The following is a 25,857-nucleotide window of genomic DNA, read 5'->3' on the forward strand; positions in this document are numbered from 1 at the left end:
CCCGGTGACCTCCACGATTCCCGCGAGAGCCGCGCGGCGCCCGGACGCCGCCGCCGCGCCCGGGCTGCGGCGGACTCTGACCACCCCCCGGATCGTCTTCCTGGTGGTCGCCGCCGCGGCCCCGATGTCCGGGGTGGTCGGTTCGGTGCCGCTCGCCTACGCCCTCGGCAACGGGGCGGGGGTGCCCGCCACCTTCGCCCTCGCCGGGCTGATACTGCTCTGCTTCTCCGTCGGGTACGCGGCGATGAGCCGGCACGTGGTGGGCGCGGGCGGCTTCTACACCTACATCGGCCAGGGGCTGGGCCGGCCCCTGGCCGTCGCGGGCGGGCTGACGGCGGTCGTCGCGTACACGGCGGCCGTCGCCGGGGTGGCGGGGGCCTTCGGGTACTTCGCCGAACTCGTCGCCACCGCCCACGGGCTGCCCGTGCCCTGGCCCGTGTGGACGGGCGCGGCGCTGGCCCTGACGGCCGTGATGGGCTACCGGCGGATCGACCTCAGCGCCCGCCTGCTGGCGGTGCTGATGGTCACCGAGGTGGCGGTGCTGGGGCTGCTGGCGCTGGCCATCGGCGTCCGGCACGGGGCGGACACCCTGCCCGCCACCACGTTCGCGCCCCACACGGTGTTCACGCCGGGGCTCGGGGTGGCGCTGATGTTCGCCCTGATCTCGTACGTGGGCTTCGAGGCGGCCGCGCTCTACGGCGAGGAGAGCCGCGACCCGAAGCGGAGCGTGCCGGTGGCCACGTACGCGTCCGTCGTGCTCATCACCGTCTTCTTCGCGCTGATCAGCTGGGCGGCCGTCGGGGCGATCGGCGCGGACCGGGTGGCCGACACGGCCGGGAAGCAGCTCGGGGACCTGTTCTTCCGGCTGTCCGACGACTACCTGGGCGGCTTCGCGACCGGGGTGATGCAGGTCCTGCTCTGCACCAGCCTGTTCGGGGCGCTGCTCGGGCTGCACACCGCGGCCAACCGCTACCTGTTCGTCCTGGGACGCGAGCGGGTGCTGCCCGCCTCCCTGGCCCGGGTGCACCCGCGGCACGCCTCCCCGTACCGGGCGAGCGTGGTGCTGTCGGTGGCGACCGCCGTCGTCTGCGCCGTGTTCGCGCTCGCGGGCGCACATCCGTACACCACCCTGGCGACGACCATGCTGGCCCTGGGCACCGTCGGGATCGTCGCCCTCCAGGCGGCGGTGGCGGTGGCGGTGCTGGTGTTCTTCCGCCGGCACCCCGACGCGCACTGGTGGCGGACCCGGCTGGCGCCGGTGCTGGCCCTGGCCGGGCTGGGCGGCGCGCTGTGGCTGCTGCTGGACAACTTCGCGCTGGTCACCGGGACCGACTCGGTGTGGGTCAACCGGATCCCCTGGCTGATGGCCGCCGCCGCGCTCGGCGGGCTCGGCTACGGCTGGTGGCTGCGGGCCCGCGCACCCGAGCGGTACCGGGCGATCGCCACCGCCGCGCACGACGTACCGCAGCCGCAGCCGCAGCCACAGCCGTAGCCGTAGCCACAGCCCCAGGACATCCCGTAACGAGACCGAGGAGCCGTCATGCACGACCCGCACAGCCTGCTCCAGGAGGAGGCGGAGGCCGATCTGGCCCGCCGCGGCCACGTCCTGGACCGGGACGCCCTGCGCACCCTGACCGAACGGCGCGCCCGGCTGATCGCCGAGCGGGACAAGCTGCGGGCCGAGCAGAACCGCTCGGCGAAGGCGGGCGGCCCGCCGGACGCGGCCGCCCGGGCCCGGCTCCAGGAGGCCCGGCAGCGGCTGCGCTCGGTGTCGGAGGAGCTGGGGGAGGTGGAGGACGGCCTCGGGGCGCTGCTGGCGGCCGTGCCCAACCGCCCGTACGCCGACGTGCCGGACGGGACCGAGCAGGACCCGCCGGTGGTGCGGCGGGTCTGGGGCGAGGTGCCCGGCTTCGCGTTCGAGCCGCGCGACCACGTGGACGTCGGCACCCGGCTGGGGATCCTGGACCCGGTGCGCGCCGCCAAGCTGTCGGGCTCGCGCTTCGCGGTGACCCGGGGGGCGGGGGCCCGGCTGGAGCGGGCGCTGGCCGCGTTCCTGCTGGACCTGCACACCGCCGAGCACGGGTACACCGAGCACGGGGTGCCGCACCTGGTCAGCCGGGAGACGATGACGGGGACCGGGCAGCTGCCGAAGTTCGAGGACGACCTGTTCCTGACGAACGCCGCCGACCGCGACCTGCTGCTGATCCCGACGGCGGAGGTCCCGCTGGTCAACCTCTACCGGGGCGAGACCCTCCAGGAGGGCGAACTGCCCCTGGCCCTCACCGCGTTCACGCCCTGCTACCGGGCGGAGGCCGGCTCGTACGGGCGCGACACCCGCGGGCTGGTGCGGCTGCACCAGTTCGAGAAGGTGGAGCTGGTGCGGATCTGCCACCCCGACCGGTCCGCCGAGGAGCTGGAGCTGCTGACCGGGCACGCCGAGACGGCGCTCCGGCGGCTGGGGCTGGCGCACCGGGTGGTGGAACTGCGCGCCGGGGACCTCGGGTTCGCGGCCCGGCGCACCTATGACATCGAGGTGTGGCTGCCGGGGCAGGGGACCTACCGGGAGATCTCCTCCTGCTCGGACTGCGGGGACTTCCAGGGCCGCCGGGCCGGCATCCGGGTGCGCGGCCGGGACGGCCGGAAGGCCTTCGCGGCCACCCTGAACGGTTCGGCGCTGCCGGTGGGCCGCACGCTGGTGGCGGTCCTGGAGCAGTACCAGCGCGCGGACGGCTCGGTGGCCGTGCCGCCCGCGCTGGTGCCGTACACCGGTTTCTCGGCGATCGCCCCGGACGGCTCGCCGGTGGTCAGCGCAGCCTGATCCCCTCGGCCGGGGCCCCCGCCCCGGACGGCGCCGGTGGCCCCACGGGGCCGTCGGCGCGGTCCGGCCAGGTCAGGACGGTCACCGGGGGCAGTTCCCGGGAGACGAACGCGGTCATCGCCCAGGGGCAGTCCTGGCGGGTGGGCTGGAGCGCGGTGTGCCCGTGCCAGGGCAGGGGGCCGTGCCCGCTGATCCCGCGCAGGGTGACGGAGCCGTCCGGCCCGAAGGCCAGGTCCACCTCCCGGGCGCCGTCGGCCAGTCCGCGCCCGGTGGCCTTGACGGCGGCCTCCAGCAGGGTCCAGGCGTGGAAGAAGGTGTCGGCGCCGACCCCGTCCGGGACCCCCGGGTAGACGAAGGCGAGCACGTCGAGGCTGCTGCCGGCCGGACGGACCAGCTCCACGTCCACTCCGATGGGCCCGGTCTCGGTGGCGCCGAGCAGCAGCAGCCCGTCGGAGCGGGACCAGCTGACGTGCGTGCCGGGCTGGTCGGGCAGGTAGGGCTTGCCGGCCGGGTCGTAGTGGATGCGCAGGTCGTGCGCGGCGATCCCGAGCCGCTCGGCGAGCAGCCGGCGGACGGTGAGGCGGGCGCGGAAGAAGCGGTGGGCCGCCCGGGCGTGGACGAACTCGGCGCCGCGCCGCAGCTCCTCCTCGGTCAGGCCCTCGGGGTAGTGCGCGCTGATGTCCTGGGGGGCGACCTGGTCGAGGTCGACCAGCCATGCGTCCATGGTGCTCCTTTCTCTGGCACGGCCCTCCCCGGCGCCGGAAGGGACGTCCTACAGGCCGAAGACGCGGGTGCGGGAGCGTGCGGGGTCGCCCGGGCGGAGGTGGAGGCGACCGGCCGCGGGGAGCATGACGGCCGCGGCGACGGTGCGTTCGGCCCGGATGTCCCCGCGTCCGGGGACGCGCAGCGGCGGCCGGGACAGCAGGTCCAGGTGGTCCTCGGGGGTCGCGGTGGCGGGGAGGGCGGCCAGGCCCTCGGTGGCCGCGCGCAGGCGGCGCAGCGAGGAGTTGCGGGCGAAGACGTTGAGTTCGTCCGCGGGGGCGAAGTCCGGGTGGAGGTAGTGGTTGGTGTGGGCGAGCGCGCCGGGGGCGGCGGCCTCGGTGACGCGCAGGTCGCCGTCGAGGTGTTCCACGTACAGGGCCCGTCCGGGGTCGCAGAGCATCAGGGAGCGGGAGCTGGCCAGGGGGAGGTCGGCGAGGAGCTTGAGGGCCTGGCCGGTGTCGGCGGCGGTGTCGAGGAGGTGGCGGATGGCCAGGTACGGGGGGACGCCCGGCCCCCAGGTGCCGCCGAGGACCAGGTTCAGTCCGATGGCGAGGCCGTCGCTGTTGAGGCCGAGGTAGCCGAGGAGTCCGGCGAAGCTGAGGACCAGGGAGCGGCGGGCGGTGCCGGTGCGGGCGGTCTCCAGGACGCTGATGTGGGTGTCGAGGTCGCCGTTGAGGTCGACGGTCTGGGCGAGGACGGGCGGGCCGGCGCCGGGTCCGGTGCGGGCGTAGGTGGTGCAGTCGCCGCCGGTGCGGACCTTGGAGTAGCCGAGGATCTCGCGGCGCAGCTGGAGCAGCCAGGCCTCGTCCTCGGAGGTGCCGGCGCCGTCGGCCAGGCCGGCCACCTCCTCGGCGAGGTCGGGCAGGCAGTCGGTGACGGCCCGCCGGTGGGCGGCGATGGCCGGGAGCAGGGCGCGCAGGGTCAGGGGTTCGGGGACGAGGTGGTTGAGGCGGGCGAGGCCGTCGTCGAGGAAGGCGCGCAGGGGCGCGGCGAGGGCCGCGCCGTGGGCGCGGCCGATCTCGTACGGGGTGCCGCAGGCCCGTATGTGGCTGATGCCGGGGCCTGCGGCGGTGGGGTCGTTCATGCCGGGACGGCCTTCTTGGGGCCGCGCGCGAGGTGCGCCCGGACGGCGGGCCATTCGGCGCGCAGGATGCTGTAGAAGACGGCGTCACGGCGGCGGCCGCCGGGCATGTAGTTGAAGCTGCGCAGCACGCCTTCCTCGGTGGCGCCGATGTTGACGAGGCCGCGGCGGGCCTGGACGTTGAGGACGTCGGTCTTGAACTCGGCGCGTTCGGCGCCGAGCACCTCGAAGGCGTGCTCCAGCAGGAGGGCCTTGGCCCAGTGGTTGACGCCGCGGCCGCGGAAGTCGCGGCCGAGCCAGGACCAGCCGAGTTCCAGGCGGCGGTCGGCCTCGGCCATGTTGCCGAAGCTCATGCTGCCGGCGGTGCGGCCGGAGTCCTTGTCGGTGATGGTGAAGACGGTGCGGCGGCCGGCGGCGTGGTCGGCGAGGTTGGCGTCGAAGAAGGCCTCGAAGTCGGCGTCGGTCTCGACGGCGGCGACGAAGTGGCGCCAGATGTCCGGGTCCATGGCCACGGCCCGGATGCCCTCGCGGTCGGCGCCGGTGATCGGGGTGAGGCGCACCCGGTCGTTCTCCAGGACGGCGGCGGCGTGCTCGGTCCAGCTGGTCATGGTCAGGCTCCGGCGGGGGCGTGGTGGCGGGCGAGGGCGGCGGTGACGTCGCGGAGGGTCTTCATGTCGGCGAGGTCGTGCTCGGTGAAGTGGGCGAGGTCCACGCCGGTCTCCTCGCAGACCTCGGTGAGGAAGAGGACCTTGTTGAGGGAGGTCAGCCCGTAGGCGGCGACCATGTCGGCGTCGGGGTCGATCTCCTCGGCGGGGACCTCGGGGACCAGGACGAGGGCGAGCTGGTCGCGGGCGGCTTCGTCGAGGGCGGTGTGGGTGGGGTCGGTGGTGTCAGGCATGGATTCCGGCCTCCTGGGAGTGCAGCGGAGCGTGGTAGGCGGCCCGGATGTCGGGGCGCTTCGGCTTGTACTGGGAGGTCAGCAGGCCGCCCTCGATGCTGAACGGCGGGTCGGCGACGAGGACGCGGCTGATGCGTTCGTCGGGGGTGGTGGCGGCGTTGACGGCGGCCAGGCGGGCGGCGATGGCCTGGTGGTCGGCGGGCTGCGCGGCCGGGGAGACGACGGCGACGAGGTCGGTCTGGGCGGGGCTGAACAGGACGCATTCGGCGATGGCGGGGTCGGCGCGCATCAGTTCCTCGATGGGGCGGACGATGACCTTCTTGCCGTTGTCGAGGACGATGACGTCGTCGGCGCGGCCGTGGACGAAGAGGTAGCCGTCCTCGTCGAGGTGGCCGAGGTCGCCGGTGCGGACGGTCCCGTCGGGTGAGAAGACCTTCTCGGAGTCGCCGGGGCGGGCGTAGGCGTAGTGGTTGTTGACGGGGTGGGTGCTGCGGACGCTGATGACCCCGTCCTCGCCGATGAGCACCTCCTTGCCGCGGACGGCCCGGCCGACGCTGCCCTCGCGGTGGGCGCCGGGGTGGTTCTTGGTGACGATGCAGGTCTCGTTGAGGCCGTAGCCCTCGTAGAGGGGCAGGCGAGCCTCGTGGTTGAAGAAGCGGAGCACGGTGGGCGAGGCGGGGGCGGAGCCGGTCCACAGGTAGCGGACGCGGTCGCCGAAGAGGGCACGGGCGGCCTGTTCGGGGCTCTGGCCGGGGGTACGGCGCAGGCGGGCGGTGATCTGGCGGCGGGCGGACTCGTAGAAGGCGGGGACGCCCATGACGACGGTGGGGCGGACGCGGCGCAGGGTGGCGAAGGCGGCCTCGTAGGTGGTGACGGTGACGTCGTGGCCGTGGAGGAGGGCGGAGTAGACCCAGTAGCGCTGCTGGAGGAGGGAGAGGGGGAGGAAGACGAAGAGGTGGTCGTCGGGGGTGTGTTCGAAGATCTCCTGGACGGCGGTGAGGGAGCTGTCGATGCTGCCGGCGGTGGCGCCGAGGCCCTTGGGGACGCCGGTGCTGCCGGAGGTGAACTTGACGGTGGTGACGTCGGTGGTGGTCCAGGTGACGGGTGGGAGGGGGGCCGGCGGCTCCTGGCCGGGGTCGGTCAGCGCCAGGATCCCGTCCATGGGGAGGACGCCGGGGGCTCCGCCGGTGGGCTGGTCGGTGAAGAGGAGGTCCAGGTCGTAGCGGGCGGCGAGGTCGGCGGAGGGGGTGAACTTGCCGGGTTCGAGGCCGGCGGTCTGCGTGCCGAGCCGCAGGGCGGCCAGGTCGAGGAGGACCCATTCCAGGCTGTTGGCGGCGAGGATGCCGATGCGGTGGGCGGGCCCTGTGCCGTGGTTGCTCCGCAGGTGGTGGGCGAGGCGGTTCGCCCGGTCGTGGAGCTCGGGCAGGGGGATGGTGCGGGTCCCGTCCAGGCGGGCTACGTGGAGGTGACCGCGGGTGGGCCGCGGCCCGGAGACGATCCGGCGGATCGTCTCCGGCTCCGCCGGGGGCGTGGCCGGTCCGGTGCGGGCCGGGTGTGGCTGGCCGCGCAGTTCCCCGCGCCCCTGGGGGGTGGGCGTGACCGGTTCCGTGCCGGTCGGCTGGGGCTGAGCGCGCAGTTCCCCGCGCCCCTGGGGTGGCTGCGGCCGGGCGGTCATCGGGGCTCCTTCGGCATCAGGGCTGCTGCCATGGCGCGGACCGTGGGGAGTTCTGCGAGCTGGTCGAGGGTGAGGGTGGTGCCGAAGCGTTTGCGGGTGGCCGTCAGGATGCGGGCCGCCGCTATGGAGTCGCCGCCGAGGGAGGTCAGGGTGTCCAGGGCGCCGACGTCCGGGCGGCGCAGGACCGTGGACCAGATGTCGCACAGGATCTTCTCCGCCTGGGTGGCCGGGGCGCTGCCGCCCGGGGCGGGGCCGGACGCGGGTGTCCGGGCGGCGAGTTCGGCCAGCCGGGTGCGGTCCACCTTGCCGTTGCGGGTCAGCGGGAGCTCCTCGTGCCAGAGCACGGCCGCCGGGAGCATGTAGTCGGGGAGCTCCGCGCGCAGGGCCTGGCGGATCTCCGTGAGGTGGGGGCGGTGGTTGCCGGCAGGGACCAGGTGGGCGACGAGGCGGTTGCCCTGGGGGGCGACGACGGCCCGGGAGATCTCGGCGAGGGCCGCGAGGCGGGTCTCGACCTCGCCGGCCTCGATCCGGTAGCCGTTGATCTTGATCTGGAAGTCGCCGCGGCCGAGGATCTGGATGCTGCCGTCGGGCAGGTAGCGACCCAGGTCGCCGGTGCGGTACAGGCGTTCGCCGCGCACGGGGTCCTCGTAGAACCGTTCGGCGGTGCGTTCCGGGTCGCCCCAGTAGCCGCGGGCCAGGCCGGTGCCGGCGGCGGTGATCTCGCCGGTGACCCAGTCGGGGGCGTCGAGGCCGTGGCAGTCGAGGACGTAGGCGCGGTTGTTGGTGTTGGGGCGGCCGTAGGGGATGGAGGAGGATCCGTCCTCGTCTTCGGCCACGGGGTGCAGGATGTTCCAGACGGTGGTCTCGGTGGGGCCGCCGAGGGAGACCACCTCCAGGCCCGGCATCAGTTCGCGCAGCTGGGAGGGGAGGGCGGGCGGGATGCGGTCGCCGCTCATCAGGACCAGCCGCAGTCCGGGCGGTACGTCGCCGTCGGAGCGGGCCTGGCCGTGCAGGAGGCCCACGATGGCGGGGACGGAGTTCCACACGGTGACCCCGTAGAGCCAGCACAGTTCGAGCCAGTGGGCGGGGTCGGTGGCCTGGTCGCGGTCGGGCATGACGAGGGCGGCGCCGGCCGAGAGGGCACCGAAGACGTCCCAGACGGACAGGTCGAAGTGGAAGGCGCTGACGGCCATGAACCGGTCCTCGGCGGTGATGCCGAAGCGGTCGTGGCAGTCGGCGACCAGGTTGGCGACGCTGCGGTGGCTGACCATGACGCCCTTGGGGGCGCCGGTGGTGCCGGAGGTGTAGAGGACGTACGCGAGGTCGTCGGGGTGGGATCCGGGGAGCCGGTCGGGGAGTTCGGCGCGGCCGGAGCAGGGCCGGGTGAGGTCGAAGGCGGCGACGGTGTCGTCGGAGGGCCGACCGGAGTTGGTGAGCACGCAGCGCACCTTGCCGTCGGTGAGCATGTACTCCTGCCGGGCGGCCGGCAGGGCGGCGTCCACGGGCAGGTAGGCGGCTCCGGCGAGGACGGTGGCGAGGATGCCGACGATCTGCTCGGGGCCCCGGTGGCAGACGAGTCCGACGAGGTCGCCGCGGCCGACGCCCTGGGCGCGCAGCCAGGTGGCGGCGGTGGCGGCCCGGTGCAGGAGTTCGCCGTAGCTGACGGTGCGGCCGGAGGTGAGGATCGCGGGGGCGGCGGGGGTGCGGGCGGCGCGGGCCACGATGGCGTCGCCGAGCATCTCGTCGGGCAGGGCGAGGGCGGTGTCGTTGGCGGCGGCGCGGCGCTCGCGCTGGGCGGGCGGCAGCAGGTCGAAGGAGTGCCGCTGCCAGGAGGCCCCGTCCACGAGGGTTTCCAGGAGGGTGCGGTAGCCGTGGGCGAGGTCGTCGAGGAGGCCCTCGCAGAAGAGTTCGTCGATGCCGTCGAGCTGGACGACGAGGGCGCCGTGCTGCTCCATGGCGAAGGCGTTGAGCCATACCTGGGGGGTCTGGCTGACGGTGTAGACCTCCTTGCCGAACAGTTCCAGGGCGGATCCGTCGACCTCGCTGCTGACGTGTCCGATGGCGCTGTTGAACGTGTACGGCATGCGGGCGCCGGTGACGCCGCCGCGGCGGACGGCGAGTTCGCGCAGGAACTCGACGCCGGAGTAGTGCCGGTGGTCGATGTCGGTGTGGAGGCGGGCCTGGAGGAGCTGGGCGCGTTCGGCGAAGGTCAGGCGGCGGTCGACTTCGGCCTCGACGAGGAGGGTGTCGGAGAACTGGCCGATGGCCTCGAAGACGCGGGGGTGGACGGGCGGGCGGTGGGCGACGGTGGTGGTGAGGGTGAACCGGTCCCCCGCGCCCCAGGTGGCGAGGGTTTCGGCGTAGGCGGCGAGGAGCAGGGCGGAGGGGGTGAGGCCGGCGGCCGCGGCGCGGTCCTTGAGGGTGGTCCAGGCGGTGCGTTCCAGGGTGACGCGGCGCGGGGTGAAGCGGGTTTCGGTGAGGGCGGCCGGGCTGGTGCGCAGGGGGAGGTCGGGGTGGGGGGCGAGGTCGTCGGCGCGGTCCAGCCAGTAGGCGCGGGAGCGCTGGGCGGGGGCCTTGTCGCGGGCGGCTTCGAGGGCGGTGAGGTAGTCCTCGTAGCGGAGTTCCTCGTGGGCGTCGGCGCCGGGGCTCTGGTAGGCGTGCCACCAGGCGCGGAAGAACAGGAACATGCTGATGCCGTCCATGACGAGCCCGTCGTGGCCGACGTGGAGGAGCATCCGGTCGTCGTCGAGGATGGTGGCGTCGACGGTGATCAGGGGGGCCTGGTCGGCGGGCAGGACCTGGTGGGAGCGCATGTCGCGGAGCTGGGCGCGGATGGCGTCCTGCTGGCGGGGGGTGTGGGAGCGCAGGTCGAGGACGCCGATGCGGGGGGCGCGGGCGCCGTGTTCGGTGGCCTGGCGTTCGTCGGACAGGAAGCGGGAGCGCAGGCCGCTGTGGGCGGCGACGACGGTGTCGAGGGAGGCCTGGAGCCGGTCGATGTCCCAGTCGCCCTCGATCTCGTGGAACACGTGGCTGGAGACGTCGCCGATCTCGAAGACCCCGCTGCGGCCGAGGTGGTAGCTGCGCTGGAGGGGGGTCAGGGGGAAGCCGGGGCCGCGGTCGGCCTCGCGTTCCAGGTGGGCGACGAGGGCGGGCTTGGCGGCTCTGACGCGGGCGATGAACTCGGGGTCCATCCGCTCGCGGTTGCCGGTCAGGCGCAGGTCGCCGTCGGCGAGGGTGACGGTCAGCCCGCGTTCGGCCATCTCGCGCAGGATGTGGCGGTGCTGGTTCATCGGGCCTCCCCCGAGGTCAGGGCGGCGACGGCGGCGGGCTCGGCGCGCTCGGCGATGACGGCGGCGAGTTCCGCGAGGGTGCCGCCGTGCAGGAGTTCGTCCATGGACAGGTCGACGTCGAGGGCGTCGAGGATCTGGTACTGGACGGTGACGGCCTGGAGGGAGCCGGCCGCGAGCTGGGTGAGGGTGCGGTGGGCGATCGGCTCGTCGGCGCCGAGCCGCAGGGCGGTGCGGGCGACCTGGGTGAGCCAGGGGGTGAGGACGGGCTCGGACGGCGCGGCGGCGTCGGGGGAGGCCTGGAAGAAGACGGCGTCGGCGAGGTCGACGGCGGCGCCGGGGGTGAGGAGTTCGACGGTACGGGGCCACGTGCGCGGGGTGTCGAGGTCCAGGGCGGCGGCGAGGCGGGCGGCGAAGCGGGGCATGACGGGGGCGGCGGCGTGCGCGAGGAGGCGGGCGGCGGCCAGTTCGAGGGCGACGGCGGTGCGGTTCTCGTCCTCCCAGCCGGGGGTGTCGGTGAGGAGGCCTTCGGCGCGGGTGAAGCGGACGGTGTCGTTGACGATGCCGTCGAGTTCGGCGGCGGCCTGGGTGAGGGAGAAGGAGTCGTTGCCGAGGGCGCCGGTGACGGCGTCGAGGCGGGTGCCGAGGCGGGCGAGGAAGGCGGTGTGCTCGGGGGTCCAGTTGCCGGCGTCGGGGGCGCGGCCGCCGTGGTGCTTGGCGACGCGGGCGCCGAGGTCGGTGAGCCACTGCTGCCAGGTGCCGATGAGGGTGTCGCCGAGGACGGCCTCGTAGGCGGCGGGCCGGAAGTCGGTGCGCAGGCCCTCGGGGCGGGTGGCGGCGAGGAAGTAGCGGACGGCGTCGACGGTGTCGGGGGTGAGGACCTCCTTGCCCCAGATCGCGTGCCGTCGGCTGGTGGAGAACTTCTCGCCCTCCAGCAGGTAGAACTCGTTGACGTGGTAGTCGATGTCGGGGGTCCAGCCGGGGTGGGCGAGCTGGTAGAGGACCGGGTAGAGCACGGAGTGGTAGAAGCTGTTGTCGTAGCCGAAGAAGTGGACGATCTTCCAGTCGGCGGAGGGCCCGTCGGCCCGCCAGGGGCGGCCGAGGCGGGCGCCCAGTGACTGGATGCCGTGCAGGAAGCCGTAGCTCATCTCGGGCCAGACCCAGATGACCTGTCCGTCGGTGTCGTCCTCGCGGGGCGGCACGCCCCAGTCGGAGGGGTGGGTCAGGGGGAGGTCGAGGGCGGGGCGGCGGAAGAGCCGGTCGGCGAGTTCGCGCAGCCGGGCGGGGACGCGGCCGCGCCGGTGGTGGGCGCGGACGTCGCCGGCGTAGGCGTGCAGGGGCAGGGTCCAGCGGGCGGCGGGGGCGGGGCGGGGTGCGCTGCCGGTGGCGGTGGAGCGGGGGTCGGCGAGGTCGGCGACGGTGTTGGGTTCGCCGCACTCCTCGCAGAGGTTGCCGCAGGTGGGGGCGGCGCAGCCGGGGCAGCCGCCGGTGACGTCGGCCTCGTAGAGGTAGGCGCCGGTGCGGGTGTCGTAGAGGGCTTCGTGGGCGCTGACGGCGATCTCGCCGGAGGCGACGAGCCGGCTGAAGAAGTCCTGGAGGCCCGTGCGGTAGCCGGGGTCCTGGTCGGTGACGGTGTACTGGTCGAGGGGTATGTCCATCAGCCGCAGGGTCTCGGCGATCTCGGCGCTGTAGTGGGCGGCGGTCTCGGCGGGGGTGCGGCCGTCCCGGTGGGCGGCGCCGAGGACGTAGCTCTGGTAGTCGTCGCTGCCGGTGAGGTGGTAGGCCTCGGTGCCGTTCATGCGCTGGAAGCGGGTGAAGGCGTCGGCGCCGAGGTAGGGGCCGGCGAGGTGGCCCAGGTGCAGGTCGCCGTTGGGGGTGGGCGGGGTGGAGAAGACGAAGACGGGGCGGTCGCCGAAGCCGGTGCGCACGGGTGCGGAGGCGGCGTGCGCGGCCCGCTGGGCGTCGCGCCAGTACTGGGTGAAGAAGACCAGGTCGGTGTGGTCCGGGCTGGTGTTCTCCAGGACGTGGGACTCGAAGGGTTCGAAGAGGACGACGGTGCCGGGGACGGCGTCGTGGCGTTCGCCGTCGATGAGGAAGGCGCCGCGGCCGGAGACGACGACGAGGAGTTCGGTCTCGTCGTGGTGGTGGTCGTCGGTGGCCCGGCCGGGGGCGACCCGGCCCCAGCCGGCGCCGGTCCCGAAGCCCTCCACCCCGCTCATGTCGATGCCGAACGCCTGTTCCAGCACGTCGTCGTCATAACGCGCGATGATCATGTCGTGGCCTTTCGCGGGGACGGGAGGGACGGGATCAGGTCGGCGGCGCGGGCGGCGAGCGCCGGGGCCAGGCGGTAGCCGGAGCCGCCCGCGGCGCCCGCGAAGACCAGCCGGCCGTAGGGGTCGAGGGCGGTGACCAGGGGCCTGCCGCCGGGCCCGTACGCGTCGCAGAACACCCGGCCCGAGCGGCAGTGGGCGGCCAGGGCGGGGGCGTAGCGGGTGAGCAGGGCGCGGCCCTCGCGCAGGTGGGCGGTGGTGACGGCGGGTTCGACGGTGGCGGGGTCGGCGTCCCATTCGGGGCAGGTGTAGCTGAGCAGCCAGTGGCCGCGGTGGTGGAGGGGCAGCAGGAAGGCGTCCTCCTGGTGCAGGACGACGGCCCGGTCCCCGGGGGCGGGCGGGGTCTCGACGTGCAGGGCGACCACCTTCTTGACCCGGGCCCGCAGCGGGGCGACGAGCTCGCGCCAGGCGGGCTCGGCGAGCCAGGGGCCGGGGGCGACGACCACGTGCCCGGCGGTGAGGGTGGCGCCGCCGGTCAGGGTGAGGCGGGCGCCGCCGGGTCCGGCGGCGACCGTTTCGACGGCGACGCCCTCGCGGAAGGAGACGGCGGGCCGCAGTTCGGCGGCGAGGAGCTGGGTGAGGGTGTGGACGTCGGCGTACTGGCAGCCGTCGCCCTCCCAGGCCCCGAAGCGCTCGGGGAGGGCGGGGACGCAGGGCGGCAGTTCGGCGGTCCAGCGGAGCTTGGCCTCGGGGAGGTAGCTCTCGCGCAGGGCCTCCTCGGCGGACTCGGGTGCGAGGACGGTCATGGCGAGGGGGTGGATGGGCAGGTCGGGGCGGGCGGTGTGGAGGTCGGCGTAGAAGCGTTCGCTCTCGGCGGCCAGGGCGCGGACGGTCTCGTCGGCCCCGCGCGGGAAGTGCAGTCCGGCGGAGCGGCGGGTGGCGCCGGAGCCGATCATGTCCCGGTCGAGGACGGTGACGGTGGCGGAGGGGTCGCGGGCGAGGACCTCGCGGGCGACGAGCACGCCGAGGATGCCGGCGCCGACGACGGCGACGTCGGTCCGCGCCCCGGCCGGGCCGCCGGCACGGCGGGCGGTGGTGCGGTAGCCGGCGGCGGCGGTGGGATCGGCCCCGGCGGCCCCCGCGACGCCCGACACGGCCCGGCCGGCGGCCGGGGTGACCCGGCCCGCGGGCCCGGAGGCCGCCGGGCCGGGGGCGGGGGCCGGGGCCGGGGGCGGGCCGGCCGCGGGTATGGGCGGGGTGGCTTCGGGGTCGGTGGTCAGGGGGCGGCAGGTGCCGGTGCGGTCCGTGGTCATCAGGCGGTCCACCGTTCGTCCTGGGAGGTCTTGGAGGACCACTCGATGAAGGAGGCGAGCTGCTCGTCCCCGCGTACGCCGCACAGCCGGTCGGCGATGCGCCGGCTGCGCCAGGCGTTGAGGCTGAGGTTGGGGTCGGCGAGGCCGCGCTGGCCGCGGACCCCGTTCTGGACGAAGATCCGGCGGTCGGCGGGCCCGTCCCAGCGGACGGCGTAGTCCTCGTCGACGCGCAGCTCCTCGCCCTCGCGCTCCAGGCGCCCGCCGAGCGGGGCGAGGAAGTCGGTGGCGGCGGGCCGGTAGCCGGTGGCCCAGACGACGACGTCGGTCTCGAACTTCTCCACGGACTCCGCCTCCTGGGTGTGCCGGGCGCGGACCTCCCAGCCGCCGAAGGGGCCGGGCCGGACGTCGAAGACCTCGCGGCCGGGGTGGAGGGCGACCAGGTCCTCGTTGCCGTCGACGAACCGGTGCATGTAGATGCCCTGGTAGATCTCGCGCAGCGTGGACTCGGAGATCCCGTCGCTGCTGAGGACGTTGCGGGAGTTCAGCGCGTGGCGGCGCTCGCGCGGCAGTCCGTAGAAGTAGTCGGCGTGGCTGGGCATGTAGCAGTCGTTGGTGAAGGGGGAGTCGTCGATCGGCAGGTAGTTCTCCCGGCGCGAGATCCACGAGACCCGGCGGGGCAGGTCCCAGCCGCCCCGGGAGATCAGGTCGAGGAAGGCCTCGGCCCCGGACTGGCCGCCGCCGATGACGACGACCCGCTTGCCGCCGACGTCCTGCGCGTTGGCCATGTAGTCGCTGACGTGGAACTGGGTGGGGCCGAGCTGGTGCTCCCCCAGGGGCGGCACCCACGGGCGGCTGCCGACGCCGACGACGACGTTCTCGGCGGTGACGGTGCGGCGCTCGGTGCGGACCGTGAACGCTCCGAGCCCGTCGTCGAAGTCGACCTCTTCCACTCCCTCGCCGAAGACGACGTTCTCGTTGTTGCGGCTGGCCCAGGCCAGGTAGTTGCGGAACTCCAGCCGGGGCACGTCGTCGAAGCGGGCGTTGAGGAAGTGGTAGACCCGGCCCTTGGCGTGCAGGTAGGAGAGGAAGGAGAAGGGGTTCGCCGGGTCGGCCAGGCTGACCAGGTCCTTGAACTGGGAGACCTGGAGGCTGGTGCCGGGGATCTGCTGGCCGTCGTGCCAGCCGAAGGACTCCTTGCGGTCGAGGAAGAGATTGGGTACGTCCGGCCTGCTGTGCAGCAGGGACGCCAGGCTGAGGTTGGCCGGGCCCACGCCGACTCCCACGCAGCGGAAGTGCGTGATGCCCGGCCGGAAGCTCTCGTGCCCCATGGTTCGGAACCTCTCGTTCGTTGTGCGGTGGCTGAGGTGAGGGGGAAGTGGGGTGAGGGAGGGGTGGGGTGGGTCGTCAGACGGTCACGCCGGTGCTCCCGTGGGAGCGGGGGCGGTCTCCTGGTAGCGGCCGGCGAGCCCGTGGGCGCCGAGGAACGAAAGCCACCGCGCGGTCTCGCCGGGGGTCTCGGCGGCCCGGTTCAGTCCGGCGGGCAGGGCTCCGGAGAGGATGCGCGTGACCCCGTAGGCGACGGGGAGGGAGACGCAGCGGGCCATGGCGGACTCGTCCGGTCCGCCGGTGAGGTCGAGCAGCCGGGAGCCGCGCCAGCGCTCGCCGGACCTGGTGCGCAGCTCCAGGGAGACGGACAGCACGACGCGGTCGCGGTCGGCGGGGCCGGCCGGGTGGCGGGCGGCGAGCTCGCGCGCCAGGGCGCGGACGGCGTCGGGGTCGCCGGCGGAGACGGTGTCGAAGACCTCCTTCCAGGCGGTGCGCCAGCCGGAGTTGCGCAGGGTGCCGCGGACGAAGGTGTCGAGGTGCCAGTAGTACGGGATGCCGTACTGGGCGACGAAGGGGAGGCTGTCGCGGTTGGGGTAGGCCTCGAACTCCTCGCCCGCCAGGGTCAGCGGGGCCGTCGCCTCCCAGGGGCGGGGGGCGGTGACCTCGGCGCGGGACTCGACGTAGCGGGCCGGGGCGGCGAGGGCGGCGAGGACCCCGTGCGGGGCCCAGCTGAAGCGGTAGCGGAAGGGTCCGGGGGCCGCCGGGAGCCCTCCGCAGTACGAGGTGAACACGGCGGTCGCCGGGGAGGGGCCGAACGCCTCGCGGGCCCGGGCGACGAGGTCGTGGGCCATGAGGTGGTCGATGCCGGGGTCGAGTCCGGCTTCGGTGAGGACGACGGTACGGGCCCGGGCGGCCGCCCGCCGCGCCCCTTCGGCCAGCTCCGGGGAGGTGTAGCTGGTGCAGGCGAAGTGGGCGCCGCGGTCGGTGGCGAGGCCGAGCAGCGGGGCGTGCTCGGCGGCCGGGAGCATGGAGACGAGGACGTCGCCCGCGCCCGTCTGCGCCGCCAGGGCGGCCGGGGTGAGGGCGCGGACCTCGGCGCGGCCCGCCAGGCCGAGGGCGGCCAGGCGGGCGGCGGCGCGCTCGGCGGTGCGGTCCCACAGGACCACCCGGCGGGCGCGCTCGCAGACGAGGGAGAGCCCGGAACGGCCGGTGGACAGGCCGGTTCCTATCCAGTGGACGGTGCCGGACGCGGGGGCCGCGGGCGGCGCGGGCGGCGCGGCGGGCGCGGATAAGTCAGATGACAAGGGGTGCCTCCTGGGGTTCGACGGCCGTCCGGTAGGTGTGCAGGGCGCGGGCCCACACGCCGTCCCACTCGGGCAGGCGCAGCAGGTGCGGGGCGAGTTCGGCGGAGAAGGCGGTGGCGGCCTCGACGGGGAGGAGCGAGGGGAGGTTGTCGATGGCGATCAGGTCGAGGGGGCGCGCGCCTTCGCGCAGGGTGCGGACGGGGGCGTCCCAGGTGGTGGTCTCGTCGTAGACGGGCAGGACGTTGCAGTCGGAGGTGACGTCGCAGGTGACGTCGGAGACCAGGGAGAGGCGGCGGGCGGGCTCGTCCAGGTCGGCCTTGGTCAGGAACGGCGGGACGGGGGTGGTGGTCAGGACGGTGTTGACGAGCAGGTCGTGGCCGAGGAGGGCGGCCCGGTCGAGGGCGCGGGTCTCGGGCAGGTCCCAGCGGGTGGGTTCCAGACCGGCCTGGACGAGGGCGTCGCAGGCGCCGCGGCCGCAGCGGCCGAGGGCGCCGATGACGAGGGCGGTGGTGGGGTCCGCGGCCGGAGCGGTGGAGGCGAGGAGGGCGTCGAGGGCGGGGCGGTCGGTGGGGACCAGCGGGGCGGTGAGGGCGCGGCGGTGGTGCAGGACGGCGAGGGCGGCGCCGACGTAGCCGGCCCAGTAGCCGAAGGCGGCGACGCGGCGGCCGGAGTCGTCGGTGAGGTACTCCATGTCGAGCAGGGCGCCGCCGCCGGCGGTGAAGCGGGCGAGCAGCTCGCGGGCGCCGGCCTGGCCCTTGTAGGCGTGGCCGAAGTAGATGTGCCGGTGGCGCAGGGCGGGGGCGCCGGGTCCGGCGGGGAGTTCCTTGAGGCCGAGGACGTACGCGTCGTCTGGGGCCTGCTCGTGCCAGGAGCCGGCGGGGGCGGTGGCGCAGCCGGCGGCGGCGTATTCGGCGAGGGGGAAGGCGCGCTGCGCCGACTCCTCGACGGTGATGCGGAGGCCGGCTTCGACGAGGCGGGCGGCGTCCTGCGGGGTGAGGGGGGCGCGGCGTTCGGTGCGGCGGGCCTCGTGCCGCATCCAGAGGTGAGCGGTGTCCGACATGGTGGGTTTTGTCCCGTCTGGAGGCATGGGGGTGGTGGACCCCCGGGCCTGATCGCGTTGCGGGGGCTGCGTCCTGGACGTTCTCGCGCGCTAGAGGAGCGGGATCCGGGCGTTCGCCAGAGGGCGGTAGGCGGGGGTCGCTGTGGTGCTCCAGCCTGCCGTGCGGAGTTCGGTCACCACGGCGGTGGCGAGGGTCGTGGCCAGCTCCCCGCCCGGGCAGCGGTGGGCTCCCGCGCCGAAGGTGAACACGACCGGATTCACCCGGCCGGGGGAGAGTGCGTGGGGGTCGGGGTTGACGGCGGGGTCGCGGTTGGCGGCGGCGAGGAGGACGAGGAGCTGCTGCCCGGGCTCGACGGTGGAGCCGGCGTGGGTGAACGGTTCGGCGGCGAAGCGGCGGGTGTTCTGGACCGGCGCGTCGTACCGGACGACCTCGCGCACGAGCGCCCCGGTGTCGGGGGTGTCCGCGCCCCGGGCGAGGGCGACGAGGGTGTTGCCGATGAGGCCGGCGGTGGCGTCGTAGGTCTGGGAGAGGAACCCGATGGCGTTGGACAGCAGCGGCCCCGGATGCGGCAGGCCACTCCGCTCGGCGGCCACGACGAGCTCCCGCAACAGCCCGCCCGCCTGGCCGGCGGGGTACGCGGCCACGGAGGCGAAGCCCCCCGCAGACGGCCCGGGTGCGGGGGTGGAAGGGGCGGCCGGCTCCGGGACGGGTGCCGTCGCGGCTGCCGTCAGGGCGGGGCCCAGGAGTTCGCGGAGGCGGGTGGCGGCCGTCGCGGCCGCGCGGTGGTCGTCCCGCGTCGCGGAGGCGGGGAGGCAGCGGACGAAGTCGCCGATCGCGCGGGCCGCCTCGCGGTCGGCGCCGTCCGTGAGGCCCGACAGGGCGGCCACCACCCGGGCCGGAACCCCGAACATCAGCTCCTCGTACGGGACTTCGCCGCCCCGCGCCAGCGCCTCCCGGGTGTACCGGGCGGCCAGCGCGGCGGCCCGCCCGAGGTCGGCGCGGGCCAGCGCCCCGGCCACGGCCCCCTTGAGCCGGGCCGCCGCCGCACCGTCCGTCATCCGTACGAGCTCGCCGAAGACCTCCCCCGCCGCCGTCCCCGCGATCCCGGCCGGCACCGGCTCCGCCACGGGCCGCACCCGCAGCGCACCGCTGCCCAGCACCGCGCGCACCGCCGCCGCGTCGGCGGCCACCCACGCCCCGAGCGCCTCGTCGAAGGCGAACGGGCGCTCGGCGACCAGGCGCGCGTAGAAGGGATAGGGGTCCGCGAGGCGGACGGCCTCGACGGGGGTGGGGTGGACGGTGCTGGTCACTGCTTGCTCCTTGTCGAACGGTCTTACGGGTGGGGCGGGTCGTGCCCGGACGTCACGCCGCGACGCGGGCCGCACGGCGCATGTCCAGGGATCCCGCGATGGCCATCCGCAGCACCTCCGACGTGCCCTCGTAGATGCGCAGGGAACGGATCTGCCGGTACAGCCGCTCGGTGACGGAGTCCCGGACGATTCCCGCCGCGCCCAGCAGCTGCACCGCCGAGTCCACCACCTCCTGCGCGGCCTCGGTGGCGTGGACCTTGGCGATGTTGGAGTGCCGGGCGAAGCGGCGGCTGCCCCGGTCGGTCTCCCAGGCGGCCCGGGCCACCAGCAGCGAGGCCGCGTTCAGCTGGACCTCCATGTCGGCGAGCCGGGCCTTGACCAGCTGGAGGTCGAAGAGCACGGCCCCGTACGCCTCCCGCGCCAGCACGTGGGCCAGCGCGGTGTCGAAGGCGCGCCGGGCGAAGCCGAGGGCGGCCGCGCCGACCGTCGTGCGGAACCGCTCCAGCAGGTCCACGGCGACCACGAACCCCTTCCCCGGCCGCCCGAGCACCGCGTCGGCGGGCAGCCGGCAGTCCTGGAAAGCCAGGTGGGCGAAGGAGCGCGGGGCGATGGCGTCGACCCGCTCCACCCGCAGCCCGGGCGTCCCGGCCGGCACCAGGAACGCCGACAGGCCCAGCGGGCCCGGCCCCTCCCCCGTGCGGGCGATGACCACGAACACGTCGGCGATGGTGCCGTTGGCGATCCACGCCTTGCGGCCGTTCAGGACGTACGAGCCGTCCGGCGCGCGCACCGCCTCCAGCCCGACCGAGGCCAGGTCGGAGCCGGCCTCCTTCTCGGACACGGCGAACGCCCCGATCACGGTCCCGGCGGCCATGCCCGGCAGGTACCGGCGGCGCTGCGCCTCGCTGCCGAAGCGCAGCAGCGGGGTGGCGGCCAGCGCCTGGATGGAGAACGCGAAGTCGGCGAGGTCCTCGGCGTAGGCGAGGGCCTCGCGGCGCAGGCACACCGCCCGGAAGTCGTCCACGGGGACGCCCCGCGGGTCCAGTTCGGCGAGCCAGCCCGCCGCACCGAGGGCGCGCACGAGGCGGCGGCCCGCATCGTCCGGGGCGAGGGCGCGGACCTCCTCCCACAGGACGCGGTTGCCGTCGCACCAGCTCCCGGCCGCCGCGGCGAGGCGGCGGTGGGAGTCCTCGTAGAAGGGGAGCGCGAGCACCTCGGGGTCGAAGCTCGTGGTGGGTTCCATGGCGCGGCTCCTCAGATGACCAGCTCGGCGGGGGCGCCGGCGTCCTCGGCCGCCGCCGCGCGCACCCGTTTGACCAGGGCGTGTTCGATGAAGAAGGCGAAGGAGGCGTAGCCGCGCCAGATCCGCCGCCACGCGCGCTGGACGGCCTCCTCGCCGGAGAGGTGGCGGACCTCGTCCAGGTAGGCGACGACGATGTCGGCGGACTGGCGGGCGTGGCCGGCGGAGAAGTTGTCGATGGACAGGTGCGCCTCTTCGTAGGAGGCGTCGAGGCCGTGCCGGCGCAGCTTCTGGATCGCGTGCATCCGCATCGCGCCGAGGCCGAACATCTCGATGCCCAGGTTGTAGCCGAGGATCTCGTCGTAGAGGCTGTCGGGGAACAGCGACAGGCAGAGCTGGTGGACGGAGAAGCCGTACAGGTGGTCCGGCAGCTCGCCCTGGTGCAGGAAGGCCTCCTGCCGGATGTGCGGGAGGTCCATGTCCATGCTGGCCAGGACCTTGTGGATGAGCGTGATGTGGTTCTTGGCCGAGTCGCCGCGGCCCATCTCGTCGGCGTAGATGGCGAACAGCATGTCGTCGCTGCGCCGGCCGCGGCGGCCGAGGTTGCCGACGCGGTGCGCCCAGGTGCCGTCGATGAGGCTGCCGAGGGCGTACGTGGACTGTTCGAAGACCACCTCGTCGCGGGAGGGGATCTCGGTGAGCGGCTCGTACGGGTCCACGAGCTTGTCCCGGTAGATCCGTTCGACCCGTTCCAGCAGGGCTTCGGGGGTGTACGGGAACCAGGAGGCGTCGGTGAGCAGGCCCTCGGCGCCGTGCTCGAAGAGGACCTCGGCCTCGGCGAGGCCGGCCTCGGCGCGGGCGCGGGCGAGCGGCAGCACGCTGGGGTGGCGCTCGAAGTTGACGAGCCGGTGGAAGAACCGGCGGTGGTCCTCGGGGCCTTCGGGTTCGCCCACCAGGATGTCGGCGGGGTCGGCGGCGGCGAGCCGCCCGATCCAGGCGCGGGCGGCGGCGTCCCCGGCGGCGAGGGGGGTGAGGTCCGCGCCGGCGGGCTCGCCGTCGGCGACGGCCCGGGCCCAGGCGGTGAGGACGGCGGCCTCGGCCTCGTCGAAGATGCCGAACATGGGGCCGCCGAACTTGACGGCCTTCAGGAAGCGGCAGGGGCCGCCGTCGCGGGCGGGCTTCAGCCGGCGGGAGCCGCGCAGTTCGCGCACGAAGGCGGCGGCGTCGAGGTCGCCGGTGTCGAGCCAGTCGGTGAGCCGCCGGGTGCCGAGGCGCACGGCGCCGTGCTGGCGGCCGGCGTACGGGGCGTGCCGTTCGACGATCCGGGCGACCTTCGCGTCCAGCGACAGCCCGTCGTGCCAGGCGGCGAGTTCGGCGAGGGCGGCGGTGTGCTCGCGCTCCAGGCGCAGCAGGAGGCGTACGGCGGCCAGGGCGCGGCGGCGGTCGGCGGGGCCGGTCGGGGAGTCCTCGGTGAAGGCGAGGTAGGCGGCGAGCACGGGCCGTACGTCGGCCTCGGCGAGCATCGGCTCGGTGCCGAGGAGGAGTTCGTCGAGGCCGAGGGCGTGGGCGGCGTAGTGGACGCCGACGACCTCGGGGAGGAAGGAGGCGGGCAGCCGGGACAGCGCCAGGTGGAAGGCGCCGTGCAGGGCGGTGAGCGGGAGGGCGCCGGCCGCGTCGAGGAAGGCGGCGGACTCCACGCCGGGGAGGTGGACGCCGTGGACGGTGAGGGCCCGGCGGCGGCGGCCGGACAGCCCGGCCTCGGAGGTGCCCTCGCCCTGGAGCAGCCAGTGCTGGCCGAAGAGGCGGCCGACGATCTCGGCGGGCTGGGTGGCGGCCTGGGAGAGGGTGTCGAGCCAGCAGCCGCCGGTCAGGGCGAGGGGGGCGCGCTGGCGCAGCACGGCGGTGCGGACCTGGGGGTCGGGGTGGGTGCGCAGCGGGCCGAGGACGGCGGCGAGTTCGGCGCGGGCGGCCAGGACGTGGGCGGCGACGGCGTCCGCGTCGGCGTCGGGTCCCGGGGCGGTGTCCTCGTCGCCCGGGGTCAGGAAGGCGGCGAGGACGCGGCGGGCGGCGAGCAGGACGGCCTCGCTCTCCTGGTCGGCGATCAGGCGCCGGAACAGGTCGGCGGGCGGCCCGGCGGTGATCCGCGCGGCCTCGGCGGCGCCCTGCGGGGAGGCCTCGAAGGGGCCGGAGGGCAGGGAGGTGGTGAGGTCGGGGAGGGTGAAGGCGGGCGCGTAGGAGCTGCGCGCCATGTCGAGGGAGGTGCCCTCGTCGGGGGTGAGGGGCGCGCTCATGCCGGGGATCCTTCGGGTGCGGCTGCGGTGGCGGGTGTCGGGAGGGCGCGGAGCAGGACGGCGATGCGGACGCCCGGGACGCTCGACGCGAGGAGGTAGTGCCCGTTGGGCTTCAGGGCCCCGGCGCGGGCGCGGTCGACCAGGTTGATCAGGGGGTCGGCGGCGAAGCAGTGGCCGACGCGGGGGATGTTGTCGAGGAACAGCTGCTCGCGGGTGAAGCCGGCCTGCCGCTCCTTGAGGACGACCAGGGGCTTGTAGAGGTTGGCGTGGAGGACGCCGAGGATGTCGCCGGTCTTCATGCCGGCCCCGTCGAGGATCTGCCGGTTGACCTCGCGGGCCAGGTCGGAGCTGATCTCGTTGGACCAGTCGAGTCCGGCCGGGTCCTGGGCGCCGGCGCCCGCGACGACCTCGTAGGCGTCGGGCCCCAGCGGGTCCGCGCCGACCAGGCAGGAGGCGGCGCCGTCGCTGAAGAGGGCGAAGTTCTCCATGCGGACGGACTCGTCGGTGACCCGGTCGGCGGTGACGACCAGGACCGTGCGGTGCATGCCGGAGGCCACGTACGCCTGCGCGGTGCGGATCCCGGCGAGGAGGTTGGCGCAGCGGCCGAGGGTGAGGCCGGTGAAGGCGGCGGCGCCGAGCCCGGTGGCGGCCATGACGTTCTCGACGAAGGCGCCGTGGGTGCGGGGGCCGCCGGGGAAGCGGGTGGAGCACAGGATCAGGCAGTCCACGTCGGCGGGGGCGGCGCCCGCGCCGTCGAGGGTGGCGCGGGCGGTCTCGGCGGCGAGGGTCTCCAGGGACTTGGCCGTGCGGTGGACCGAGCCCCAGCCCCACAGTTCGGCGCGGGGCGGCATGCCGAACCGGCGGGCCCGCTCGCGCAGGCCCTCGATCGTGGTGTGGTCTTCGCGGAGCTCGCCGAGGACGTAGCGGGGCGCGGACAGGTGGACGGCCGCGGCGGGGGCCGGTCGGGCCCCGGGGCCGGCGGGCGCGGCGGGCGCGTGGGGTGTGGCGTGCGGAAGGCTCACGGTGCCGGATCGCTCTCTCGGTCGGCGGCGGACGGGGCGTCGGGGGCGGGGGCGGACGAGGCAGGGGCGGCGGCGGGTCCGGCGGCGGGGGCGGGGGCGGGGGCGGCCAGGAGCGCGTTGGCCTCGGCGTACGGGAGGGCGTCCAGGCCGAAGCCGAAGGTTCCGTACTCGGTGATCTCGCGGGCCGCGCGGGTGAGGGCGCCGAGCGCGGCACGGGACAGGGCGGAGCCGGTGCTGATCCGGCGCACGCCGAGGGCGCCGAGTTCGGCGACGGAGAGCTTCAGGGTGCCGGTCATCAGGACGTTGACGGGTGTGGAGACGGCGGCGCAGACGGCGCGGATCGCCTCGGCGTCGGGCAGGGCCGGGGCGTAGAGCACGTCGGCGCCCGCGGCCTCGTACGCCTGGAGGCGGCGGATGGTGTCGTCGAGGTCGGGGCGGCCCAGGAAGAAGTTCTCGGCGCGGGCGGTGACGGTGAAGGGGAAGTCGAGCCCCTTCGCGGCCTCCACGGCGGCGGCGACCCGCTCGACGGCCTCGTCGAGGGGGCGCAGCGGGTCCGCGTCACGGCCGGTGGCGTCCTCGATCGAGCCGCCGGCCAGGCCGGCCTCGGCGGCGAGGCGGATGGTCTCGGCGACGTCCTCGGGGCGCTCGCCGAAGCCGCTTTCGAGGTCGGCGGTGACGGGGAGCCCGGTGGCGTCGACGATGGCGGTGGCGTTGGCGAGGAGTTCCGCGCGGGTGAGCCGGTTGGTGCCGTCGGGGCGGCCGAGGCTGTGGGCGAGGCCCGCGCCGGTGGTGGCGAGGGCGGCGAAGCCGAAGGAGGCCAGGATGCGGGCGGTGCCGGCGTCCCAGGGGTTGGGGACGACGAAGGGGGCCGGGCCGGTGTGCAGGGCGCGGAAGGCTTCGCCGCGCCGGAGTCGGGCGGCGGGGTCGGCGCTGGGGCGGGTGTGGTTCATGAGGGGTCCTCGCAGGGTGGCGTCGTACGTGGGGCGGGGCTGTCAGATCAGCTCAACGTACTCAGCACCGGGGACGGTTGGTCCGGAGGCGGCCGCCGCGGCCGCCTGTGCGAGGGAGCTCAGGAGGGAGGTCGCGGCGTCCGGCCGGTCCTCGAAGTAGAAGTGGCCGCCGGCCGCCCAGTGGCGCTCGGGCGGGGTGGTGCACTCCCGGGTCCAGGGGTCGAGCGCGGCGGGGCCGACGTGCGGGTCGTCGGTGCCGTTGAGGAGGGTGACCGGGACGGTCAGCGGCGGGCCCGGGCGGTGGCGGTGGGCGGCGACCATGCGGAAGTCGGCCTTGAGGTGCGGCAGGAGGAGTTCCTGCAGGGCCTCGTCGCGCACCACCTCGGGCGGCAGGCCGCCGAAGAACCCGACGGCCTCGGCGAAGGCGCGGCCCTCCAGGCGGGCCGCCTCCACGACGCGGGGGGTGGGCAGCAGGGAGGGGGCCGCGCACCCGGAGGCGACGAGTCCGGCGAACCCGTGCACGCCGTCGAGGCGGCGGGCCACTTCGAAGGCCAGGACGGCGCCGAAGCTGTGGCCGAAGAGGAGGAAGGGCGGCAGGGCCCGGGCCCGGATGCCGCGGCGGTCCTCGGCGAGGGCGACGGCGGCGGCGGCGCCGTCGGCGAGGGCGACGGCGGCGGCGGCGCCGTCGGCGAGGGCCGCGAGGGAGACCGGGGCCGGCTCGCGGAAGCGGTGCCCCCGGCCGGGCGGGCAGACGGCCGCGACCAGGGCGTGGCCGTCCAGGGCGGGCTGCCATCCGAGGAAGGTGCGGGGGTTCCCGCCGGCGTGCGGGAAGCAGTAGACACGGACGGCGTCGGAGTCAAGTCCCGCGGCGGTCTCGGAGGTCAGGAACCAGGGTGAGGCAACCACGAGGATCAGCCATTCCTTTGCCGGTGGGTCAGTGGCGGGAGGGGATGCAGTGCAGGACGGGGCGCCGGTGAGCGATCAGTTCCAGCCAACGTCGTCGGAGGAGCTCGGGGTGGGCGCGGGGGTGGTGGCGGGCTGCGGGTTGTTCCACCCGACGTCGCCCGCCTCACCGTTCTCACCGGCGGCGACGTGCGGGTTCACCAGGTTCCAGCCGACGTCGCCGGAGCGCAGGTGGGTGACGGAACCGGTGGGCGAGCCCTCCTGGGCGGCGTGGGCGGCGAGGCCCGCGACCGCCGTGCCGAGCCCGAGGGCGACGCCGGCCGTCGCGAGAACCACGCGTCCGCGG

The 25,857-nt window shown here is 75.1% G+C and carries 20 protein-coding genes; 2 read left to right on the top strand and 18 right to left on the bottom strand.

Annotated features, from left to right (window positions below; translation table 11 throughout):
• The first annotated feature begins 4 nt into the window (after positions 1–4).
• Positions 5–1,492, top strand: a complete 1,488-nt coding sequence (locus tag ACFY0O_RS35355) for an APC family permease (protein ID WP_388954619.1) — start codon at positions 5–7, stop codon at positions 1,490–1,492.
• Positions 1,493–1,540: 48 nt separating this feature from the next.
• Positions 1,541–2,818, top strand: coding sequence for a serine--tRNA ligase (gene serS, locus ACFY0O_RS35360; protein WP_388954622.1), 1,278 nt, complete (start codon positions 1,541–1,543; stop codon positions 2,816–2,818).
• Here the strand turns inward: serS and ACFY0O_RS35365 are convergent.
• From ACFY0O_RS35365 to ACFY0O_RS35450, 18 genes are all read right to left on the bottom strand, one after another.
• Complete coding sequence (locus tag ACFY0O_RS35365; RefSeq protein WP_388954625.1) at positions 2,805–3,542, bottom strand: 4'-phosphopantetheinyl transferase family protein; 738 nt, start codon at positions 3,540–3,542, stop codon at positions 2,805–2,807. The two genes, serS and ACFY0O_RS35365, sit on opposite strands and share 14 nt — an antisense overlap.
• A gap of 48 nt (positions 3,543–3,590) precedes the next feature.
• Positions 3,591–4,664 carry a C45 family autoproteolytic acyltransferase/hydolase gene (locus tag ACFY0O_RS35370; RefSeq protein WP_388954627.1) on the bottom strand — a complete coding sequence of 358 codons (1,074 nt, stop codon included), beginning with the start codon at positions 4,662–4,664 and terminating at the stop codon, positions 3,591–3,593.
• A complete protein-coding gene (locus ACFY0O_RS35375; RefSeq protein ID WP_358894406.1) occupies positions 4,661–5,269 on the bottom strand; it encodes a GNAT family N-acetyltransferase in 609 nt (202 codons plus the stop codon). The genes ACFY0O_RS35370 and ACFY0O_RS35375 overlap by 4 nt, the downstream gene beginning before the upstream one ends.
• Before the next feature lie 2 nt (positions 5,270–5,271).
• Entirely contained in the window at positions 5,272–5,559 is a 288-nt protein-coding gene (locus ACFY0O_RS35380) for an acyl carrier protein (protein WP_358894405.1), read from the bottom strand.
• Positions 5,552–7,234: an AMP-binding protein gene (locus ACFY0O_RS35385; RefSeq protein ID WP_388954631.1), complete on the bottom strand. Its 1,683-nt coding sequence runs from the start codon at positions 7,232–7,234 to the stop codon at positions 5,552–5,554. Before ACFY0O_RS35385 ends, ACFY0O_RS35380 begins: the two co-directional genes overlap by 8 nt.
• On the bottom strand, positions 7,231–10,524 hold the full coding sequence (locus ACFY0O_RS35390) for an amino acid adenylation domain-containing protein (protein ID WP_388954633.1): 3,294 nt from the start codon (positions 10,522–10,524) through the stop codon (positions 7,231–7,233). The genes ACFY0O_RS35385 and ACFY0O_RS35390 overlap by 4 nt, the downstream gene beginning before the upstream one ends.
• On the bottom strand, positions 10,521–12,794 hold the full coding sequence (locus tag ACFY0O_RS35395; RefSeq protein ID WP_388954635.1) for a class I tRNA ligase family protein: 2,274 nt from the start codon (positions 12,792–12,794) through the stop codon (positions 10,521–10,523). Before ACFY0O_RS35395 ends, ACFY0O_RS35390 begins: the two co-directional genes overlap by 4 nt.
• Positions 12,791–14,104, bottom strand: a complete 1,314-nt coding sequence (locus tag ACFY0O_RS35400) for an NAD(P)/FAD-dependent oxidoreductase (protein WP_388954638.1) — start codon at positions 14,102–14,104, stop codon at positions 12,791–12,793. The genes ACFY0O_RS35395 and ACFY0O_RS35400 overlap by 4 nt, the downstream gene beginning before the upstream one ends.
• Positions 14,104–15,432 (bottom strand): lysine N(6)-hydroxylase/L-ornithine N(5)-oxygenase family protein, encoded by a 1,329-nt coding sequence (locus ACFY0O_RS35405; RefSeq protein ID WP_388954639.1) that lies wholly within the window; start codon positions 15,430–15,432, stop codon positions 14,104–14,106. The genes ACFY0O_RS35400 and ACFY0O_RS35405 overlap by 1 nt, the downstream gene beginning before the upstream one ends.
• Positions 15,433–15,516: 84 nt before the next feature.
• The gene (locus tag ACFY0O_RS35410; RefSeq protein WP_388954642.1) at positions 15,517–16,734 is read right to left on the bottom strand and encodes a saccharopine dehydrogenase C-terminal domain-containing protein; all 1,218 of its coding nucleotides are present in this window, start codon (positions 16,732–16,734) and stop codon (positions 15,517–15,519) included.
• The gene (locus tag ACFY0O_RS35415) at positions 16,724–17,794 is read right to left on the bottom strand and encodes a saccharopine dehydrogenase (protein ID WP_388954644.1); all 1,071 of its coding nucleotides are present in this window, start codon (positions 17,792–17,794) and stop codon (positions 16,724–16,726) included. Before ACFY0O_RS35415 ends, ACFY0O_RS35410 begins: the two co-directional genes overlap by 11 nt.
• 90 nt (positions 17,795–17,884) lie before the next feature.
• Positions 17,885–19,105, bottom strand: a complete 1,221-nt coding sequence (locus tag ACFY0O_RS35420; protein WP_388954647.1) for a cytochrome P450 — start codon at positions 19,103–19,105, stop codon at positions 17,885–17,887.
• A gap of 52 nt (positions 19,106–19,157) precedes the next feature.
• A complete protein-coding gene (locus tag ACFY0O_RS35425; protein WP_388954650.1) occupies positions 19,158–20,348 on the bottom strand; it encodes an acyl-CoA dehydrogenase family protein in 1,191 nt (396 codons plus the stop codon).
• A gap of 11 nt (positions 20,349–20,359) precedes the next feature.
• Positions 20,360–22,636 (bottom strand): iron-containing redox enzyme family protein, encoded by a 2,277-nt coding sequence (locus ACFY0O_RS35430; protein WP_388954653.1) that lies wholly within the window; start codon positions 22,634–22,636, stop codon positions 20,360–20,362.
• Positions 22,633–23,658 carry a 3-oxoacyl-ACP synthase gene (locus ACFY0O_RS35435; RefSeq protein WP_388954654.1) on the bottom strand — a complete coding sequence of 342 codons (1,026 nt, stop codon included), beginning with the start codon at positions 23,656–23,658 and terminating at the stop codon, positions 22,633–22,635. Before ACFY0O_RS35435 ends, ACFY0O_RS35430 begins: the two co-directional genes overlap by 4 nt.
• The gene (locus ACFY0O_RS35440; RefSeq protein ID WP_388954657.1) at positions 23,655–24,608 is read right to left on the bottom strand and encodes an isocitrate lyase/phosphoenolpyruvate mutase family protein; all 954 of its coding nucleotides are present in this window, start codon (positions 24,606–24,608) and stop codon (positions 23,655–23,657) included. Before ACFY0O_RS35440 ends, ACFY0O_RS35435 begins: the two co-directional genes overlap by 4 nt.
• A 42-nt stretch (positions 24,609–24,650) precedes the next feature.
• Positions 24,651–25,514 (bottom strand): thioesterase II family protein, encoded by an 864-nt coding sequence (locus tag ACFY0O_RS35445; protein WP_388954658.1) that lies wholly within the window; start codon positions 25,512–25,514, stop codon positions 24,651–24,653.
• Positions 25,515–25,589: 75 nt separating this feature from the next.
• A complete protein-coding gene (locus tag ACFY0O_RS35450) occupies positions 25,590–25,847 on the bottom strand; it encodes a hypothetical protein (RefSeq protein ID WP_358894392.1) in 258 nt (85 codons plus the stop codon).
• Positions 25,848–25,857 lie beyond the last annotated feature (10 nt).

Origin of the sequence: Streptomyces sp. NPDC001594 (genome assembly GCF_042893675.1) — a bacterium.
In the GTDB taxonomy this organism is placed as follows: domain Bacteria; phylum Actinomycetota; class Actinomycetes; order Streptomycetales; family Streptomycetaceae; genus Streptomyces.